Source organism: Bacillus sp. KNSH39 (assembly GCF_052656585.1).
In genome coordinates this window covers 4,107,501-4,125,000 of record NZ_JBQXYO010000001.1, presented here as the reverse complement: position 1 = coordinate 4,125,000, position 17,500 = coordinate 4,107,501, and the positions used below count along the sequence as shown (strand labels likewise).

Sequence of the window (17,500 nt, the reverse complement as noted above, 5' to 3'; positions counted from 1 at the left end):
TCGAAGTAATCGTAAGTAACCCATAATAGAAGTAAGTGGTGTACGCAAATCATGCGATACATTTGTGATAAGCTCATTCTTTTGCTTTTCTAATTTACGTTCCTTTTCTATATTATTCATAAGCTCTTCTGCCATATTATTAATATTCTCCGTTAAAGCTGCAATCTCATCTTCACCTTTTTTCTCAATGCGGTAGGCTAAGTTACCTCTTTCTATTTCCTTTACGCCTTGTGCCATTGCTTCAATCTGCTTCATCTTTCTCTTTGTTATATAGAAGAAAGAGAAAATGAATACAAGTACACCAATTAAAAATGGGAATGGTCCTTCTTGCGTATCATATATTACCTCTCCCTCTGGAATTCCACTAACAAACATGTACAAATTCTTTCCTTCAATAGTAATAGGTGAAAAAGATATAAACTCTTTTCTTGTACTTTCAAATACATTTCTACCATCTGTATAATTAATCGCGAATGATGCTGCATTACGAATCGTATTATGCAAATCGATTTGCTCTTCTTGCGCTTGCTTTGTTTTATATAAAACTTTACCACTTTCATCAGTAACCAATATCTTCAAAGCTCTAGACCCTTGCTCTAAATTTTGGTTCTCCATTTCGATCATATTTGATATAGCTTCTAATTTATTTTCATGAACCGAACTATTTGCCGCTCCTTGAGCTTGGTGATTAATTTGTTCCATACCAGCCCGATAATCGATAGTTGCTTGACGATTCGCATTCTCAAAAAACGGTGCTGCTGCCTTTGCTGACAAAACTCCTAATAACGCACAAGCAGCAAAAGTAGTAATCAATTGAATCCTTATACTCTTTCGTACGCTCTTTACTAATTTCTCAATTAATTGTCTTATTTTCCTTATATAAGTAAACGGATTAAATATCTTTTTCAATCTTATACCCCACTCCCCATACTGTTTTTATATATCTAGGTTTCCTTGGATTCTCCTCAATCTTTTCACGCACTTTTCGAATATGCACCATTACAGTATTATCAGACTGGAAAGATCGTTCGTTCCACACCTTTTCATAAATTTGCTCCGCACTAAACACCATACCTGGATTTCTAGCTAGCAATTCTAAAATTGAAAATTCCCTCGGAGTTAGTTTCACTTCTTCTCCCTCTACAATAACTTTATGGGTCGAGATGTTGATTTTCATCTCCCCAATTTCTAACTCGTCCTCATTTTGAATAGCGAAACCATTCATTTTCATATAACGGCGTAACTGAGATTTAATTCGTGCAATTAGCTCTAACGGATTAAACGGCTTCGTTACATAATCATCTGCCCCTGTTGTTAATCCTAAAATCTTATCCATATCTTGCGTTTTGGCAGAAAGCATAATAATAGGCATTTCTTTCGCTTCCCTTACCTTCATACACATATGAATACCATCCACTTTCGGCATCATAATATCTAATACGACTAGATGTACTTCATTTTCTTCCAATAGACGTAATCCTTCTTCTCCGTCTCCTGCTTGTAATACTTTATATCCTTCATTCTTTAAATAGATTGTAATTAAATTCCGAATTTCTTTTTCATCATCTACGACAAGTATTGTTTCGTGTGCCACAATATCTCCCCCATCACTTTTTTAATCCCTAACTTCTATTATAGGAAAACTTCTGAAGAAAAACGCTCGGAAATCCTTAAGATTTTCTGAAGACGCAAAAAAGGTCTAGACTCCCCTTAAGTCTAGACCTTTAAAAAACCCCTTTTATTTACGAACGTAGATGAAATATAGTACGAATAAAACTCCCATAACATACATAATCGGATGAACCTCTTTACGACGACCACTCACAACCATTGTAATTGGATAGAAGATAAATCCAATCGCAATCCCAGTTGCGATACTATACGTAAGTGGCATAGAGATAATTGTAAAGAATGCTGGCACTGCAATCTCGAATTTCTTCCAATCAATTTCCCCTAAGGAAGAAACCATCAAGATTCCTACAATAATTAAAGCCGGCGCCGTTACAGCTGGCGTTACAACACTTAGTAATGGCGAGAAGAATAGTGCCAGTAAAAAGAATCCTGCTGTTACAACTGCTGTAAATCCAGAACGTCCTCCTGCTGCTACCCCTGCAGACGATTCAATGTAAGACGTTGTTGTTGATGTACCCAAGATCGCACCAATTACAGTTGCAATCGCATCTGCAAATAACGCTTTTCCTGCACGTGGTAATTTATTGTTCTTCATTAATCCTGCTTGATTTGCAACCGCTACAAGCGTACCTGCTGTATCAAAGAAATCGATAAAGAAGAACGTTATAATAACAATCCCCATTTGAACTGTGAAAATATCTCCGAAGTGCGTTAACGCCACGCCGAACGTTGGTTCTAGACTCGGTATTGCTCCCACCACAGCTTTCGGAGTATCAATTAATCCTGTTGCTACTCCTAAGATCGCTGTAAGAATCATACCGTAAAATACTGCACCATTAATTTTCTTAATCATGAAGATGATCGTAGTAACAACCCCGAAGATTGCTAGTAACGTTGTACCCTTTGTTAAGTCCCCCAACCCAACAAGAACTGCATCATTCTTCACGATAATTCCGGCATTTTGGAATCCAAGAAATGCAATGAACAATCCGATACCTGCTGCTACTGCAAACTTTAACTCCGATGGAATTGCATTGATGATTTTTTCACGAATACCTGAAGCAGTAAGAATAATAAAGATAATACCTGACATTAATGTTCCGGCAATTGCTGTTTGCCATGGAATCCCCATCGTTAACACTGCTGTATAAGCAAAGAACGCGTTAATTCCCATACCTGGCGCTAAAGCAATTGGATACTTCGCGAAAATACCCATAATTAACGAACCGATCGCTGCCGCTAATGCCGTAGCAACGAATACTGCACCTGGATCCATCCCTGTACCTGGTGGTAACCCTTTAACATTTCCAAGCGACAGCGTAGCAGGATTGACAAATAGTACGTAAGCCATAGATAGAAATGTCGTTAACCCTGCTATGAACTCAGTCTTATAATTCGTACCGAGCTCATCAAACTGAAAATAGCGTTTCATCCTACGTTTCCCCCGTTATATGATTACTCGCCGTATTTCTCCTAGCCCTCTTTTATCCCGAGAAACAAAAAAGGCTTCCATTGCATATATACATGGAAGCGTTCTATGAATAAAGATAAGATTCCCCTCACCTTTATAAAAACGCCTCGTAGTCAAGCCATTTACGGTAGCTAGGTAGAAACTTTCGGGCCATATCCCCGATATTATACGACGGCTATAATATTCACTTTTTGTTTGAATTACATAATCATATTAACTCGACGAAGTAGTTTTGTCAATTTAAAAACGAACGTTTTTATAAACTTTTATAGTTTTGTTCGTATTAACACCAAAATAAAAAAGATCCACCTATGTATAAGCAATAGATGGACCTTTTTATAAATACTATTCCCACTCAATAGTTGCTGGTGGCTTACTCGTTACATCATACACGATACGGTTAACGTGTTTTACTTCGTTTACGATACGTACAGAGATTTTCTCTAATACGTCCCAAGGGATACGTGCCCAGTCAGCTGTCATACCGTCGATAGATGTTACCGCACGGATACCTACTGTGTAATCGTAAGTACGCTCGTCACCCATAACACCTACGCTACGCATACCAGGAAGCGCAGTGAAGTATTGCCAGATTTCACGGTCTAAGCCCGCTTTAATAATTTCTTCACGTAAAATCGCATCAGATTCACGAACGATTTCTAATTTCTCTTCTGTGATTTCACCTAATACACGAATACCAAGACCCGGTCCTGGGAATGGTTGACGCCATACGATTTCATCAGGAATTCCTAATTCAGATCCTAATACACGTACTTCGTCTTTAAATAACGTGTTTAAAGGCTCAATTAATTTGAACTGCATGTCTTCTGGAAGTCCACCAACGTTATGGTGAGATTTAATTGTTTGCGCAGTTGCTGTACCACTCTCAACGATATCTGTGTAAAGTGTACCTTGCGCTAAGAAGTCCATACCTTGTAATTTTGACGCTTCATCATCAAATACGTAAATGAATTCGTTACCGATGATTTTACGTTTTTGTTCTGGATCTTCTACACCTTTTAACTTGTCCATGAAGCGGTCTCTTGCATCCACTTTAATAACGTTCATATGGAAGCCTTCGCTAAATGTTTTCATAACGCCTTCTGCTTCACCTTTACGAAGTAAACCGTGGTCAACGAAAATACATGTTAATTGATCACCAATTGCTTTATGAATTAATACTGCTACAACAGAAGAGTCTACACCGCCACTAAGTGCGCATAGTACTTTTTTGTCTCCAACAGTTTCACGAATCTTTTCTAATTCTACTTCAATAAAGTTCTCCATGTTCCATCCTTCAGAACAACCACATACACCGAATACGAAGTTTTTAATTAAATCGTTACCGTGCTCAGAGTGACGTACTTCTGGGTGGAATTGTACACCGTATAAGTTTTTCGCTTCATTGCTCATACCAGCAATTGGGCAAGACTCACTTGTTGCATCTACTACGAATCCTTCAGGTAAACCAGTTACTAAGTCGCCATGGCTCATCCATACAACTTGCTCTTCTGGAAGGTTCGCATATAATTTTGATTCGTTCTCTACTTTAAGAACAGCTTTTCCGTACTCACGGTGATTTGCACGCTCTACTTTACCACCGAAGTGTTGCGTCATAAGCTGCATACCGTAACAAATACCGAAGATTGGTAAACCTAGTTCAAAGATTTTTTCATCACAATGTAATGCACCTTCACCGTATACACTATTTGGTCCACCAGAGAAAATAATCCCTTTTGGATTCATTGCTTTAATTTCTTCTGCAGTAATTGTATGTGGATGAAGTTCACTGTATACACCGAACTCACGAATTCGACGTGCTATTAACTGATTGTATTGACTTCCAAAATCTAAAACGATAATTGTATCGTGTTGTTTCTTCAAAATAATCACCCCAACGTTAGTTCTCGTATATAAATATTTTCACCAATTTGGCGAAAAGCATTACCAATATAATAAAAAAAGCCAGTCCTCCGCCTCTAGTCTCATAACAAAGAAAAGGCAGGGGTCTGGCTTTATAAAGAAAGATAGTCTCCGCTCTTTATAAATATAAGACACACTGCCTTCATAGTCAGGTTGTTTACGGTAACCCGGTAGAGACTCTCAAACCATATCATTGAGGATATATGAAGGATCGTTTTATATTATCTTCCTAGATTCTAACAATGAAGTATCAATATGGTCAAGAGAGAAAGCGACAAAATTCTACAGAAATTCATTTCCTTTTCTAAAAAACATAAAAAAACATCCATTTCTATATAGAAATGGATGTTTTTTAGGACAAACGGAATTACATCATTCCGCCCATACCGCCCATGCCCATGCCGCCCATGTCAGGCATTGCTGGTGCATTTGGTTCTGGCTTGTCAGCAACTACAGCTTCAGTTGTTAAGAACATAGCTGCAACAGATGCTGCGTTTTGAAGTGCAGAACGAGTTACTTTAGCTGGATCTACGATACCAGACTCAAGCATGTTAACCCATTCGCCAGTAGCTGCGTTGAAACCAACGCCTACTTTTTCGCCTTTTAGACGCTCTACAACTACAGATCCTTCTAGACCAGCGTTGATTGCGATTTGACGAACTGGCTCTTCTAGTGCGCGAAGTACGATGTTGATACCTGTTGCTTCGTCGCCTTCAGCTACGATAGAAGCTACTTTTGTGTATACGTTCATAAGTGAAGTACCACCACCTGCAACGATACCTTCTTCTACTGCTGCACGAGTTGAGTTAAGTGCATCTTCAATGCGAAGTTTGCGCTCTTTTAACTCAGTTTCAGTTGCTGCACCTACTTTAATTACTGCTACGCCACCTGCTAGTTTAGCAAGACGCTCTTGTAATTTTTCACGATCGAATTCAGAAGTTGTTTCTTCTAATTGCGCACGGATTTGACCGATGCGAGCTTCGATTTGTTCTGTGCTTCCTACACCTTCAACTACAGTTGTGTTTTCTTTTGTAACAACAACTTTACCAGCGCGTCCTAAAGATTCAACTGTAGCAGATTTTAAGTCACGACCTAATTCTTCAGTGATTACTTCGCCACCTGTTAAGATTGCGATATCTTCTAGCATTGCTTTACGACGGTCACCAAATCCAGGAGCTTTAACAGCTACTACGTTGAATGTACCACGAAGTTTGTTCACTACTAATGTAGCTAAAGCTTCGCCTTCTACATCTTCAGCAATGATAAGAAGTGGTTTACCTTGTTGTACCACTTGCTCTAATACTGGTAAGATTTCTTGAATGTTAGAAATCTTTTTGTCAGTAATTAAGATGTATGGGTTATCAAGAACTGCTTCCATTTTGTCAGAATCAGTAATCATGTAAGGAGATGCATATCCACGATCAAATTGCATACCTTCTACTACGTCTAATTCTGTTGTGAATCCTTTAGACTCTTCTAAAGTAATAACGCCGTCGTTACCAACGCGCTCCATTGCTTCAGCGATTAATTGACCTACTTCTTCGTCAGCTGCAGAAATAGCAGCTACTTGTGCGATAGAAGATTTGCCTTCGATTGGTTTAGAAATCGTTTTTAATTCTTCAATTGCAGCAGTAACAGCTTTTTCGATACCTTTACGAAGACCCATTGGGTTCGCACCAGCTGTTACGTTTTTAAGACCTTCACGAATCATAGCTTGCGCTAATACAGTTGCAGTTGTTGTTCCGTCACCAGCTACGTCATTTGTTTTGCTAGCAACTTCTGCTACTAATTTCGCACCCATGTTTTCGAATGCATCTTCTAATTCGATTTCTTTTGCGATTGTTACACCATCATTTGTAATAAGTGGTGAACCAAATTTTTTCTCAAGTACAACGTTACGACCTTTTGGTCCAAGCGTAACTTTTACTGCGTTTGCAAGAGTGTCGACACCGCGAAGCATCGAACGACGTGCTTCTTCACTAAATTTAATATCTTTTGCCATAATAATTGACCCCCTTGGATTTTTTAAGATTTATATAATTAACCGATAACTGCTAAAATGTCACTTTCACGTAAAATCAAGTAGTCTGTACCTTCATATTTCACTTCAGTACCTGCATATTTTGAGAAGATGATAAGATCACCTGCTGCTACCTCTAAAGCAACACGCTCACCATTCTCAAGCACTCGACCAGTACCTACTGCAACAACTTTACCCTCTTGTGGTTTTTCTTTTGCAGTATCTGGTAATACGATACCACTTGCTGTTTTTTCTTCTGCTTGAACAAGCTCAATTACAACGCGATCACCTAATGGCTTTAGCATGAACAATAACCTCCTCATTTTGTTATGTAAATTTCTTTTATTAGCACTCAAGTCATCCGAGTGCTAACACACTTATAATAATAAATAATCTCAATTTCTTTTGCAAGTAAAAAAATCATAATTTTTTCGCAAATCACTATATAAACTTTCTATATACAATACTGCCTTTACTATATGAATCGTTGTTTCCACTGCTCGTATGTTACAATATGAAAGGACACCCTAAGTTGTTTTCGCTACACATACAACTTTCTCCTGTCTTCTATTATAATTTCAAATAAGGATTTACGAAAAAAACATAATTCAAGAGGTTTATATCGTAGGTAGCATATTTACATGTTATCCTAACTTATCTCATACACTATAGTTAGAAAGGATGGTTAAACCATTTGAAGAAACAATACTGGTGGATTATCGTTACATACATTTTAATGCAGTTATCTGGCGTTGTTGGATTACCACTTCTCCTAAAAACAGGACTCTATGATAATAGAGGATTTACCATTGAGGAAAAAGGACAAATCATAACAGGACACTGGGCAATTATTAGCTTCTTTGTTGCATTATGTATCGTACTTTGGTTACTTAGAACAGATATTCGTGACAGGCATTTAGATGCAATGCGCTCTTCTGTTCCAGCTACTATTGGATGGATTTTTATCGGGTTCTTCTTAGCTTTCTTTTCACAAATAGTTGCCGGTATGATCGAGATGCAGCTGCTAGGAATTAAACAAGGTTCAGAAAATACAATGAAACTTATGGAAATTGCAAGAACGACACCTTGGTTCCTTATTGTTGTTTCTATAATTGGACCTATCTTAGAAGAAATCGTATTTAGAAAAATTCTATTCGGCACGCTTTATAAGAAGTTTAACTTCTTTATCGCAGCTATCATTAGTTCGCTTGTATTCGCAGCAATTCATTTTGATTTTACTCACTTATTGGTATACACTGCTATGGGGCTCGTATTTGCCTTCTTATATGTGAAGACGAAACGTATTATCGTTCCGATTGCAGCTCATGTTGCGATGAATACATTAGTCGCTATTGGGCAAATTTTTATGAGCAATGAACAAATTCAAGAAATGATTAAAGAAGCTGAAAAAATGCAAGGCTTTATCGGAGGATTTTTTGTATGAGAAACTCACCATTGTTCATGGCTGCACTATACTTCCTTCTTGGATGTATCTTTACACGCTTCGCCATTACGAACGTGACAGATACAATCTGGAATATGTGGACAATACTATTTGCAGTTATGGCAACAATTGATTTTAATTTGGCACTTCGCCTTATATTAGTTAAATTCACAAAGAAGAAACAATAATAAAACGCAGAGGTCGCTTCCTCTGCGTTTTATTGTGGATAGTTTTTCAAAAAGTAAACTAATGTTTGTAACTCTACAGCTAAGTCAATATGATGAATTCTAATATTCTCTGATACGTTTAATCGCGCTGGTGTGAAATTCAAAATACCGTGCACGCTTGTTTCAGCTAATCTATCTGCTACAGCTTGTGCTACTGTAGCCGGTACTGTTAATATTGCCACTTGTATATCATTTGATAATCTCTCTTCTAATTCATCTAAATGATATACAGGAATGCCCCCGATTTCTGTTCCAACTTTCTCTTCACTAACATCAAATGCCATTTCAATTTTTGTATTATTGTTTTTCGTGAAATTATAATGTAAGAAAGCGGTCCCTAAATTACCTACTCCAATAAGTGCTACACGTGTTATATCATCTTGATCAAGTGTTTCGCGGAAAAATGATAATAAATAATTTACGTTATATCCATATCCCTTTTTCCCTAACGCTCCAAAATACGAAAAATCTCTTCGTATTGTTGCGGAATCTACTTTTACTGCCTCACTCAATTCGGCCGATGAAACACGCTGCTTACCAGAAAGAGATAAGTTTTGGATAAATCGATAGTATAGAGGCAATCTTTTAGCAGTGGCTTGTGGAATCTTTTGCTGATCCATATGACCTCTCCTCTCTTCCTATCTTTATTCATATACTTTAATCAAATACAGAAGTTTAGCACTCATTAAATTCCTTGTATAATAAAGAGAAGAAGTATTCTCTCTTTATTTTAAACTATACACTATTTTTAGTATGATTGAGAAATATAAACATGGCAAAGTTAAGAAATTATTTGAGGTGAAAACATTGATTTTATTACAAGTAAACGCGCTTTCGAAATTATACGGTGCAGAAACGATTCTTGCAAACATAAAATTGGAAGTACAAACAAAAGATCGTATCGCATTAGTTGGAAGGAATGGAGCAGGAAAATCTACATTATTAAAAATTATCGCTGGTGAATTATCTCATGATGGTGGCGAAATTATAAAACCGAAAGATGTCTCAATCGGATATTTAGCTCAAAATACTGGACTAGAAACGTCTTTAACAATTTGGGATGAAATGCTAACCGTCTTTACCCACTTACAGCAAATGGAGACAAAACTTCGAAGGCTTGAGCAAGAAATGGGAAAAGAAGAAAACTTTTCAAACGAAGCTACATATGAAAGATTGTTAGCTGATTATGACCAACTACAACTCAATTATAAAGATCAAGGTGGATATCAATATGAAGCGGATATTCGCTCCATTTTAAGCGGCCTTGGCTTCCCAGTTGAAACGCACCAGACGACGATCTCTACTTTAAGCGGCGGGCAAAAAACAAGATTAGCTCTCGGGAAATTATTATTAACAAAACCAGACTTACTTATTTTGGACGAGCCTACAAACCATTTAGACATCGAAACATTAACATGGCTTGAGCAATATTTGCAAGGTTATCCTGGCGCAATATTAATCGTCTCACATGACCGTTATTTCTTAGACAAACTCGTTACACAAGTATATGAAATTTCGAATAAAGAAAGCAGACGATTTGTTGGTAACTACAGTAAATATTTAGACTTAAAATCAGCATTATATGAGCAAGAAATGAAACGTTACGAAAAACAACAAGATGAAATCGCAAAACTTGAGGACTTCGTTCAAAAGAATATAGCTCGCGCTTCTACAACGAAACGTGCTCAAAGTCGCCGGAAACAACTAGACAGAATGGAATTATTAACGAGACCATTAGGGGATTCTAAGTCAGCATCATTCCACTTCGATATTGAAAAACAAAGTGGAAATGATGTTTTACAAGTAAATGATGCAACCATCGGCTATGATGAAAACCCTATAATTGAACATGTAACTATGCGCTTAACTCGCGGAGATAGTGTTGCTTTAGTTGGTCCAAACGGAATTGGGAAATCCACATTGTTAAAATCCATTGTGAATAAGTTACCACTATTAAATGGTGATGTTTCTTTCGGATCAAATGTATCTGTTGGTTATTATGATCAAGAACAAGCAAACTTAACATCTTCTAAACGGGTTTTAAATGAACTATGGGATGAATATCCACTGCAACCGGAAAAAGAAATCCGTACTATACTTGGGAATTTTTTATTCACAGGAGATGATGTACTGAAACCAGTATCTTCCCTTAGTGGTGGACAAAAAGCTCGATTAGCTCTTGCAAAACTTATGATGCAAAAGTCAAATTTGTTAATTCTAGATGAGCCTACGAACCACCTTGATTTAAATAGTAAAGAGATTTTGGAGAATGCTTTAATTGATTACCCAGGGACTCTTCTATTCGTCTCACATGACCGCTACTTTATTAACCGTGTAACAACGACTGTGGTTGAGTTATCAACAGAAGGTGCACAGGAATATTTAGGGGATTACGATTACTACGTTGAAAAGAAAAATGAAATGATTGAACGTGCAGAACTTGAACAGCAAGAAAGTGACGTTCCTGTTCAAAAGGTGATTGCACAAGAGAAATTAAATTATTTAGAAGAAAAAGAGCGTAAAAAACTAGAGCGTCAACGCACTAGAAAAATTGAAGAGCTAGAACAAAGTATAGTGGAATTAGAAGAAGAAATTGCTACGTTAGAAGATCAACTTTGCTTACCAGAAATATATGCAGATTATGAAAAAGCTAGTGAAATTACAACTAAAAAGCAAACGCTACAAGAACAACTTGAAACTTGTATGGCAGAATGGGAAGAGCTGCATGTATAAGCATATTTAAATAAGGAAGATGTCTCATAAGTCAGGACTTTTGACTATGTGACATCTTTTTTTATTACTTAAACAATTTTTTGAATATATCTATCGTAACTTAGAATATACTAACGATTTTTTAAATATATCTATTGTAACCCTATATATATTAACAATTCGACACGAAATATCGTTTTAACGACAAAGATTGACAATATTAGCATCTTCTATAATGGGGAGATGTTTCAAAATGTTTTTCGGGGATATCTTCTTGCTTTTTATTTCCCGAAAAAGAACAAATTCAAAGGTCTGACATCAACCTATTTATCCACAAGTTTATACACATATCCACCTTTATAAAATAAACATCAAAATAACTTTTCCACATTATCCACAGTCAATAAAAAAGTTATCAACATTTTATATACACAATAAAACCCACATTATCAACAGATAATATGGGTTTTATCCACAACCTGTGGTTAATTATGTGTATAACTATGCTTCAATATCTAATCCTGGATTTGCATTTAAGGCTAATGTTGCACGCTTACCTTGTTCATAAGCAATTGTCCCTGCCGCTGCAATCATCGCTGCATTATCTGTGCATAAAGATAGCGGCGGAATAATTAATTCAATGTTTTCTTTTTGTGCAAATTCCTCTTCTAATCGCGCACGAAGTCCTTTATTAGCAGCTACTCCACCAGCAAGAAGTAATTGCTTTACATTATAAGCTTCTGCTGCACGAGCTGCTTTCGTTACAAGTACATCTATTACACTTTCTTGGAAACTTGCTGCTAAATCTTCTGGTGCAATTTCTATACCGCGCTGTTTTGCGTTATGCACAGTGTTGATAACTGCTGATTTCAATCCACTAAAGCTAAAATCATACGAATCCGGTTCTAGCCATGCACGAGGCAAATCAATTGTCGGTTCTCCTTCATGTGCAAGGCGATCAATATGAGGACCACCTGGATATGGCATAGATAACGTACGAGCTACTTTATCATATGCTTCTCCAGCTGCATCGTCTCGTGTTTCACCAATTACTTCGAATGAACCATGTTCTTTCATATAAACAAGTTCTGTATGCCCACCAGATACAACAAGTGATAATAACGGGAATTGAACTTCTTTTACTAAACGGTTCGCATAAATATGACCAGCAATATGATGAACACCGACTAACGGAATATCATGTGCAAACGCTACTGCCTTCGCTGCATTTACTCCAATTAGAAGTGCTCCTACTAAACCAGGACCTTCTGTTACAGCAATTGCATCAATATCATCAAATGTGATATTTGCTTCCTTTAAAGCTTCTTCTAACACAACTGTAATTTCTTCTACATGATGACGGGATGCAATCTCTGGTACAACGCCGCCAAAACGCTTATGACTTTCAATTTGTGATGCAACGACATTCGCAATAATTTCCGTTCCATTTTTAACAACTGCTACTGCTGTTTCATCACAACTTGTTTCAATACCAAGTATAATCGTATTTTTTTCCATTATATATTCACCCACATTACGAGACCATCTTCCTGATTGTCTGCATAGTATCGTTTACGAATCCCACCATTTTGAAATCCGTATTTTCTGTATAACTGCTTTGCTACTTCATTTGATACACGTACTTCAAGTGTCATTGTTTTTACCCCTAGTTCTTTCGCTTCAGAAATAACTGCTTTCAATAGGGCATCTCCTAACTTTTGACCTCGGTATTCTGGCAAAATAGCTATATTTGTTATATGTGATTCATCAATAATTATCCACAATCCACAATACCCGACTACACGACCATCTTTTTCTAACACAATATAATGTGCATGTTCATTCATCGTTAATTCACGGTGAAAGGCATCTGCAGTCCAAGGAGTTGAAAAAGACGCTTCTTCAATAGCTACAATTTGAGCAATATCATCAAGCTCCATCTTTCTAAATATCATATCCATCTTCTGCAAGCTCCTACTTGTTTTGACTTTCTAACCACTTTGTTTCAGCTTCAGCTAAACGAAGATAGCTTGGAACAAACGTATGCACATCTTGTTCTTCTTTTTGTAATCCTAAGAATGCTAGCTCACTTGGTCTTGGGTTATTTTTAGTAAATGGAGCGAATACAGCTTGATCACCTAAATGTTCTATAATTGTTTCTTTATGCAATTTAACATCGTTACCGATAAATAAAACAGGCTGTCCTTTATCTTTTAACATTTGCAACCAGTCTACAATAAGAATAATTCGGTCTTCTTCTATTGAAGTTAACTGCTCTCCTTCATATGTATATAACCCAGTATAAATTTGCCCACGTCTTCCATCAAATAAAGGACAAATTAACCCGTTAAAGTTAGCACCGTTTGCAGCTACTACCTCTAAACTTGATACACCTACAATTGGTATTTGAAGTGACCAAGCTAATGTTTTCGCCGCTGTCACGCCTATACGAACACCTGTATAGGATCCAGGTCCAGCAGCTACAACGATTTTAGTTAATTCCTTCGGTTTTACACCGCATTCTTTTAACAGTTTCTCTACAGCTGGCATAAGACGTACAGAATGGTTTTTTGTTAAATTTGTAATGATTTCCCCAATTACGTTTTCTTCCTCAATAAGGGATACACCCATTACGTAATTTGAAGTATCAATTGCTAGTACTTTCATCTTGTAATAGCTCCTCACATAATCTAATATAGCGATCTCCAATTGGCTCGAGTATAATTTTTCTTGTGTCATCTCCAGCATGGAATAAACTAATTTGTAACTTTTCATTCGGTAAATATGCTTCTATTAAATGAGCCCATTCTACTACCGTAATTCCTTCACCGTAGAAATATTCATCAAAGCCTAAGTCCTCTTCACTTTCTGCTAAGCGATACACGTCCATATGATATAGCGGTAATCTTCCTTTATATTCTTTAATGATATTAAAGGTAGGACTATTTACAACTCTTTTCACTCCAAGACCTTTTGCTAGTCCCTTTGTAAAAGTCGTCTTACCAGCTCCAAGATCTCCTTCTAAAATAATTACGTCTTGTGCCTCTACGAGCTCACCTAGTTTTTCTGATAACCTTTGTGTTTCCTCAGAAGATTTTGTTGTTACTTCATATTTACTCACAGACTTCACCTACTTTACTCACAATGTTCTCTGCTCTTTATTATACAGGTTTTGAATATATAAAAAAGTCCTTAGGAGTTGTCCTAAGGATAGTTTGACTGTCTTTATTAGTTTTTTGTTAAAACAAATAAAAAAATACGAAACAACTTGTTTCGTTCTTTTCTTTATATGAAATGGCGGTCCCGACCGGGGTCGAACCGGCGATCTCCTGCGTGACAGGCAGGCATGTTAACCACTACACCACGGGACCATTTGGTTGCGGGGACAGGATTTGAACCTGCGACCTTCGGGTTATGAGCCCGACGAGCTACCGTGCTGCTCCACCCCGCGACAATATAAATAGCTTGGCGACGTCCTACTCTCACAGGGACAAGGTCCCAACTACCATCGGCGCTAGAGAGCTTAACTTCCGTGTTCGGTATGGGAACGGGTGTGACCTCTCTGCCATCATCACCAAACTATTGAAGGTATATTCCTTCAAAACTAGATAACATTTGCTACATATTATATGGTTAAGTCCTCGATCTATTAGTATTCGTCAGCTCCACATGTCACCATGCTTCCACCTCGAACCTATCAACCTGATCATCTTTCAGGGATCTTACTAGCTTACGCTATGGGAAATCTCATCTTGAGGGGGGCTTCATGCTTAGATGCTTTCAGCACTTATCCCTTCCGCACATAGCTACCCAGCTATGCCCTTGGCAGAACAACTGGTACACCAGCGGTGCGTCCATCCCGGTCCTCTCGTACTAAGGACAGCTCCTCTCAAATTTCCTACGCCCACGACGGATAGGGACCGAACTGTCTCACGACGTTCTGAACCCAGCTCGCGTACCGCTTTAATGGGCGAACAGCCCAACCCTTGGGACCGACTACAGCCCCAGGATGCGATGAGCCGACATCGAGGTGCCAAACCTCCCCGTCGATGTGGACTCTTGGGGGAGATAAGCCTGTTATCCCCGGGGTAGCTTTTATCCGTTGAGCGATGGCCCTTCCATGCGGAACCACCGGATCACTAAGCCCGACTTTCGTCCCTGCTCGACTTGTAGGTCTCGCAGTCAAGCTCCCTTATGCCTTTGCACTCTACGAATGATTTCCAACCATTCTGAGGGAACCTTTGGGCGCCTCCGTTACACTTTAGGAGGCGACCGCCCCAGTCAAACTGCCCACCTGACACTGTCTCCCGGGTCGATAAGACCCGTAGGTTAGAATTTCAATACAGTCAGGGCGGTATCCCACCAGCGCCTCCACCGAAGCTAGCGCTCCGGTTTCAATGGCTCCCGCCTATCCTGTACAAACTGTACCAAAATTCAATATCAGGCTACAGTAAAGCTCCACGGGGTCTTTCCGTCCTGTCGCGGGTAACCTGCATCTTCACAGGTACTATAATTTCACCGAGTCTCTGGTTGAGACAGTGCCCAAATCGTTACACCTTTCGTGCGGGTCGGAACTTACCCGACAAGGAATTTCGCTACCTTAGGACCGTTATAGTTACGGCCGCCGTTTACTGGGGCTTCAGTTCAGAGCTTCGCTTACGCTAACCCCTCTCCTTAACCTTCCAGCACCGGGCAGGTGTCACCCCCTATACTTCGCCTTACGGCTTCGCAGAGAGCTGTGTTTTTGCTAAACAGTCGCTTGGGCCTATTCACTGCGGCTTTCCGTTAAGAAAGCACCCCTTCTCCCGAAGTTACGGGGTCATTTTGCCGAGTTCCTTAACCAGAGTTCTCTCGCACACCTTAGGATTCTCTCCTCGCCTACCTGTGTCGGTTTGCGGTACAGGCACCTTTTATCTCGCTAGAAGCTTTTCTTGGCAGCGGGGAATCAAAGACTTCGCTCCATAAGGAGCTTCCCCATCACAGCTCAGCCTTTACGATAAGCGGATTTGCCTACTTATCAGCCTAACTGCTTGGACGTGCACAACCAATCGCACGCTTCTTCTATCCTTCTGCGTCCCTCCATTGCTCAAACGATAAAGAGGTGGTACAGGAATATCAACCTGTTGTCCATCGCCTACGCCTGTCGGCCTCGGCTTAGGTCCTGACTAACCCTGAGCGGACGAGCCTTCCTCAGGAAACCTTAGGCATTCGGTGGACGGGATTCTCACCCGTCTTTCGCTACTCATACCGGCATTCTCACTTCTAAGCACTCCACCAGTCCTTCCGGTCTGACTTCACTGTCCTTAGAACGCTCCCCTACCACTGATACCATTGGTATCAATCCGCAGCTTCGGTGGTGTATTTAGCCCCGGTACATTTTCGGCGCAGAGTCACTCGACTAGTGAGCTATTACGCACTCTTTAAATGGTGGCTGCTTCTAAGCCAACATCCTAGTTGTCTAAGCAACTCCACATCCTTTTCCACTTAATACACACTTTGGGACCTTAGCTGGCGGTCTGGGCTGTTTCCCTTTTGACTACGGATCTTATCACTCGCAGTCTGACTCCTAAGGATAAGTCATTGGCATTCGGAGTTTGACTGAATTCGGTAATCCGATGAGGACCCCTAGTCCAATCAGTGCTCTACCTCCAAGACTCTTACACTTAAGGCTAGCCCTAAAGCTATTTCGGGGAGAACCAGCTATCTCCAGGTTCGATTGGAATTTCTCCGCTACCCACACCTCATCCCCGCACTTTTCAACGTGCGTGGGTTCGGGCCTCCATTCAGTGTTACCTGAACTTCACCCTGGACATGGGTAGATCACCTGGTTTCGGGTCTACGACCACGTACTAAACGCCCTATTCAGACTCGCTTTCGCTGCGGCTCCGCCTCTTCAGCTTAACCTCGCACGGGATCGTAACTCGCCGGTTCATTCTACAAAAGGCACGCCATCACCCGTTAACGGGCTCTGACTATTTGTAGGCACACGGTTTCAGGATCTCTTTCACTCCCCTTCCGGGGTGCTTTTCACCTTTCCCTCACGGTACTGGTTCACTATCGATCACTAGGGA

The 17,500-nt window shown here is 39.3% G+C and carries 14 protein-coding genes, 2 tRNA genes, 2 rRNA genes and 2 riboswitches (2 of these 20 only partly in view); of the genes, 3 read left to right on the top strand and 15 right to left on the bottom strand.

The features are described from left to right. From ampS to groES, 6 genes are all read right to left on the bottom strand, one after another. Window positions 1-909 carry the 5' portion of an aminopeptidase AmpS gene (gene ampS, locus ACUL40_RS21220; protein ID WP_000719223.1) on the bottom strand. 597 nt of this gene lie to the left of the window's left edge, so the window shows 909 of its 1,506 coding nt (coding positions 1-909); it begins with the start codon at window positions 907-909; its stop codon lies beyond the left edge, outside the window. Continuing rightward, entirely contained in the window at window positions 893-1,594 is a 702-nt protein-coding gene (locus tag ACUL40_RS21215) for a response regulator transcription factor (protein ID WP_000929885.1), read from the bottom strand. The genes ampS and ACUL40_RS21215 overlap by 17 nt, the downstream gene beginning before the upstream one ends. A 144-nt stretch (window positions 1,595-1,738) precedes the next feature. Next, entirely contained in the window at window positions 1,739-3,064 is a 1,326-nt protein-coding gene (locus ACUL40_RS21210) for an NCS2 family permease (protein WP_445423123.1), read from the bottom strand. 129 nt (window positions 3,065-3,193) lie between these two features. After that, window positions 3,194-3,296: riboswitch (purine riboswitch) on the bottom strand. 152 nt (window positions 3,297-3,448) lie between these two features. Continuing rightward, the gene (gene guaA, locus ACUL40_RS21205; RefSeq protein WP_000743909.1) at window positions 3,449-4,987 is read right to left on the bottom strand and encodes a glutamine-hydrolyzing GMP synthase; all 1,539 of its coding nucleotides are present in this window, start codon (window positions 4,985-4,987) and stop codon (window positions 3,449-3,451) included. Between the two features lie 164 nt (window positions 4,988-5,151). Further along, window positions 5,152-5,253: riboswitch (purine riboswitch) on the bottom strand. A gap of 140 nt (window positions 5,254-5,393) precedes the next feature. Next, a complete protein-coding gene (gene groL, locus ACUL40_RS21200; RefSeq protein WP_001029993.1) occupies window positions 5,394-7,028 on the bottom strand; it encodes a chaperonin GroEL in 1,635 nt (544 codons plus the stop codon). A gap of 38 nt (window positions 7,029-7,066) precedes the next feature. Further along, window positions 7,067-7,351: a co-chaperone GroES gene (gene groES / locus ACUL40_RS21195; RefSeq protein WP_000917311.1), complete on the bottom strand. Its 285-nt coding sequence runs from the start codon at window positions 7,349-7,351 to the stop codon at window positions 7,067-7,069. 389 nt (window positions 7,352-7,740) lie between these two features. Here groES and ACUL40_RS21190 point away from each other — a divergent pair, with 389 nt between their 5' ends. Further along, window positions 7,741-8,490, top strand: a complete 750-nt coding sequence (locus ACUL40_RS21190) for a CPBP family intramembrane glutamic endopeptidase (RefSeq protein WP_016125317.1) — start codon at window positions 7,741-7,743, stop codon at window positions 8,488-8,490. Then, window positions 8,487-8,678, top strand: a complete 192-nt coding sequence (locus ACUL40_RS21185) for a YdiK family protein (RefSeq protein ID WP_001246201.1) — start codon at window positions 8,487-8,489, stop codon at window positions 8,676-8,678. Before ACUL40_RS21190 ends, ACUL40_RS21185 begins: the two co-directional genes overlap by 4 nt. 29 nt (window positions 8,679-8,707) lie before the next feature. On the opposite strand, the gene ACUL40_RS21180 is transcribed toward ACUL40_RS21185, so the two are convergent. Beyond that, a complete protein-coding gene (locus tag ACUL40_RS21180; protein ID WP_000372699.1) occupies window positions 8,708-9,337 on the bottom strand; it encodes a redox-sensing transcriptional repressor Rex in 630 nt (209 codons plus the stop codon). Window positions 9,338-9,524: 187 nt separating this feature from the next. On the opposite strand from ACUL40_RS21180, the gene ACUL40_RS21175 reads away from it, so the two are divergent. Next, complete coding sequence (locus ACUL40_RS21175) at window positions 9,525-11,450, top strand: ABC-F family ATP-binding cassette domain-containing protein (RefSeq protein WP_218011576.1); 1,926 nt, start codon at window positions 9,525-9,527, stop codon at window positions 11,448-11,450. 480 nt (window positions 11,451-11,930) lie between these two features. Here the strand turns inward: ACUL40_RS21175 and tsaD are convergent, their stop codons facing one another. From tsaD to ACUL40_RS21135, 8 genes are all read right to left on the bottom strand, one after another. Then, window positions 11,931-12,947 (bottom strand): tRNA (adenosine(37)-N6)-threonylcarbamoyltransferase complex transferase subunit TsaD, encoded by a 1,017-nt coding sequence (tsaD, locus tag ACUL40_RS21170; protein WP_000414585.1) that lies wholly within the window; start codon window positions 12,945-12,947, stop codon window positions 11,931-11,933. Continuing rightward, window positions 12,947-13,390 (bottom strand): ribosomal protein S18-alanine N-acetyltransferase, encoded by a 444-nt coding sequence (gene rimI / locus ACUL40_RS21165; protein ID WP_000367190.1) that lies wholly within the window; start codon window positions 13,388-13,390, stop codon window positions 12,947-12,949. Before rimI ends, tsaD begins: the two co-directional genes overlap by 1 nt. Window positions 13,391-13,403: 13 nt before the next feature. Beyond that, window positions 13,404-14,096 carry a tRNA (adenosine(37)-N6)-threonylcarbamoyltransferase complex dimerization subunit type 1 TsaB gene (gene tsaB, locus ACUL40_RS21160; RefSeq protein ID WP_000865740.1) on the bottom strand — a complete coding sequence of 231 codons (693 nt, stop codon included), beginning with the start codon at window positions 14,094-14,096 and terminating at the stop codon, window positions 13,404-13,406. Next, window positions 14,077-14,550 (bottom strand): tRNA (adenosine(37)-N6)-threonylcarbamoyltransferase complex ATPase subunit type 1 TsaE, encoded by a 474-nt coding sequence (gene tsaE / locus ACUL40_RS21155; protein WP_000049642.1) that lies wholly within the window; start codon window positions 14,548-14,550, stop codon window positions 14,077-14,079. Before tsaE ends, tsaB begins: the two co-directional genes overlap by 20 nt. A gap of 174 nt (window positions 14,551-14,724) precedes the next feature. Next, window positions 14,725-14,800: transfer RNA gene (locus tag ACUL40_RS21150), tRNA-Asp, on the bottom strand. Window positions 14,801-14,803: 3 nt separating this feature from the next. Continuing rightward, window positions 14,804-14,880: transfer RNA gene (locus tag ACUL40_RS21145), tRNA-Met, on the bottom strand. Window positions 14,881-14,892: 12 nt separating this feature from the next. Continuing rightward, a 5S ribosomal RNA gene (gene rrf / locus ACUL40_RS21140) occupies window positions 14,893-15,008 on the bottom strand. A 50-nt stretch (window positions 15,009-15,058) separates the two neighbouring features. Further along, a 23S ribosomal RNA gene (locus ACUL40_RS21135) occupies window positions 15,059-17,500 on the bottom strand (it continues 480 nt past the right edge of the window).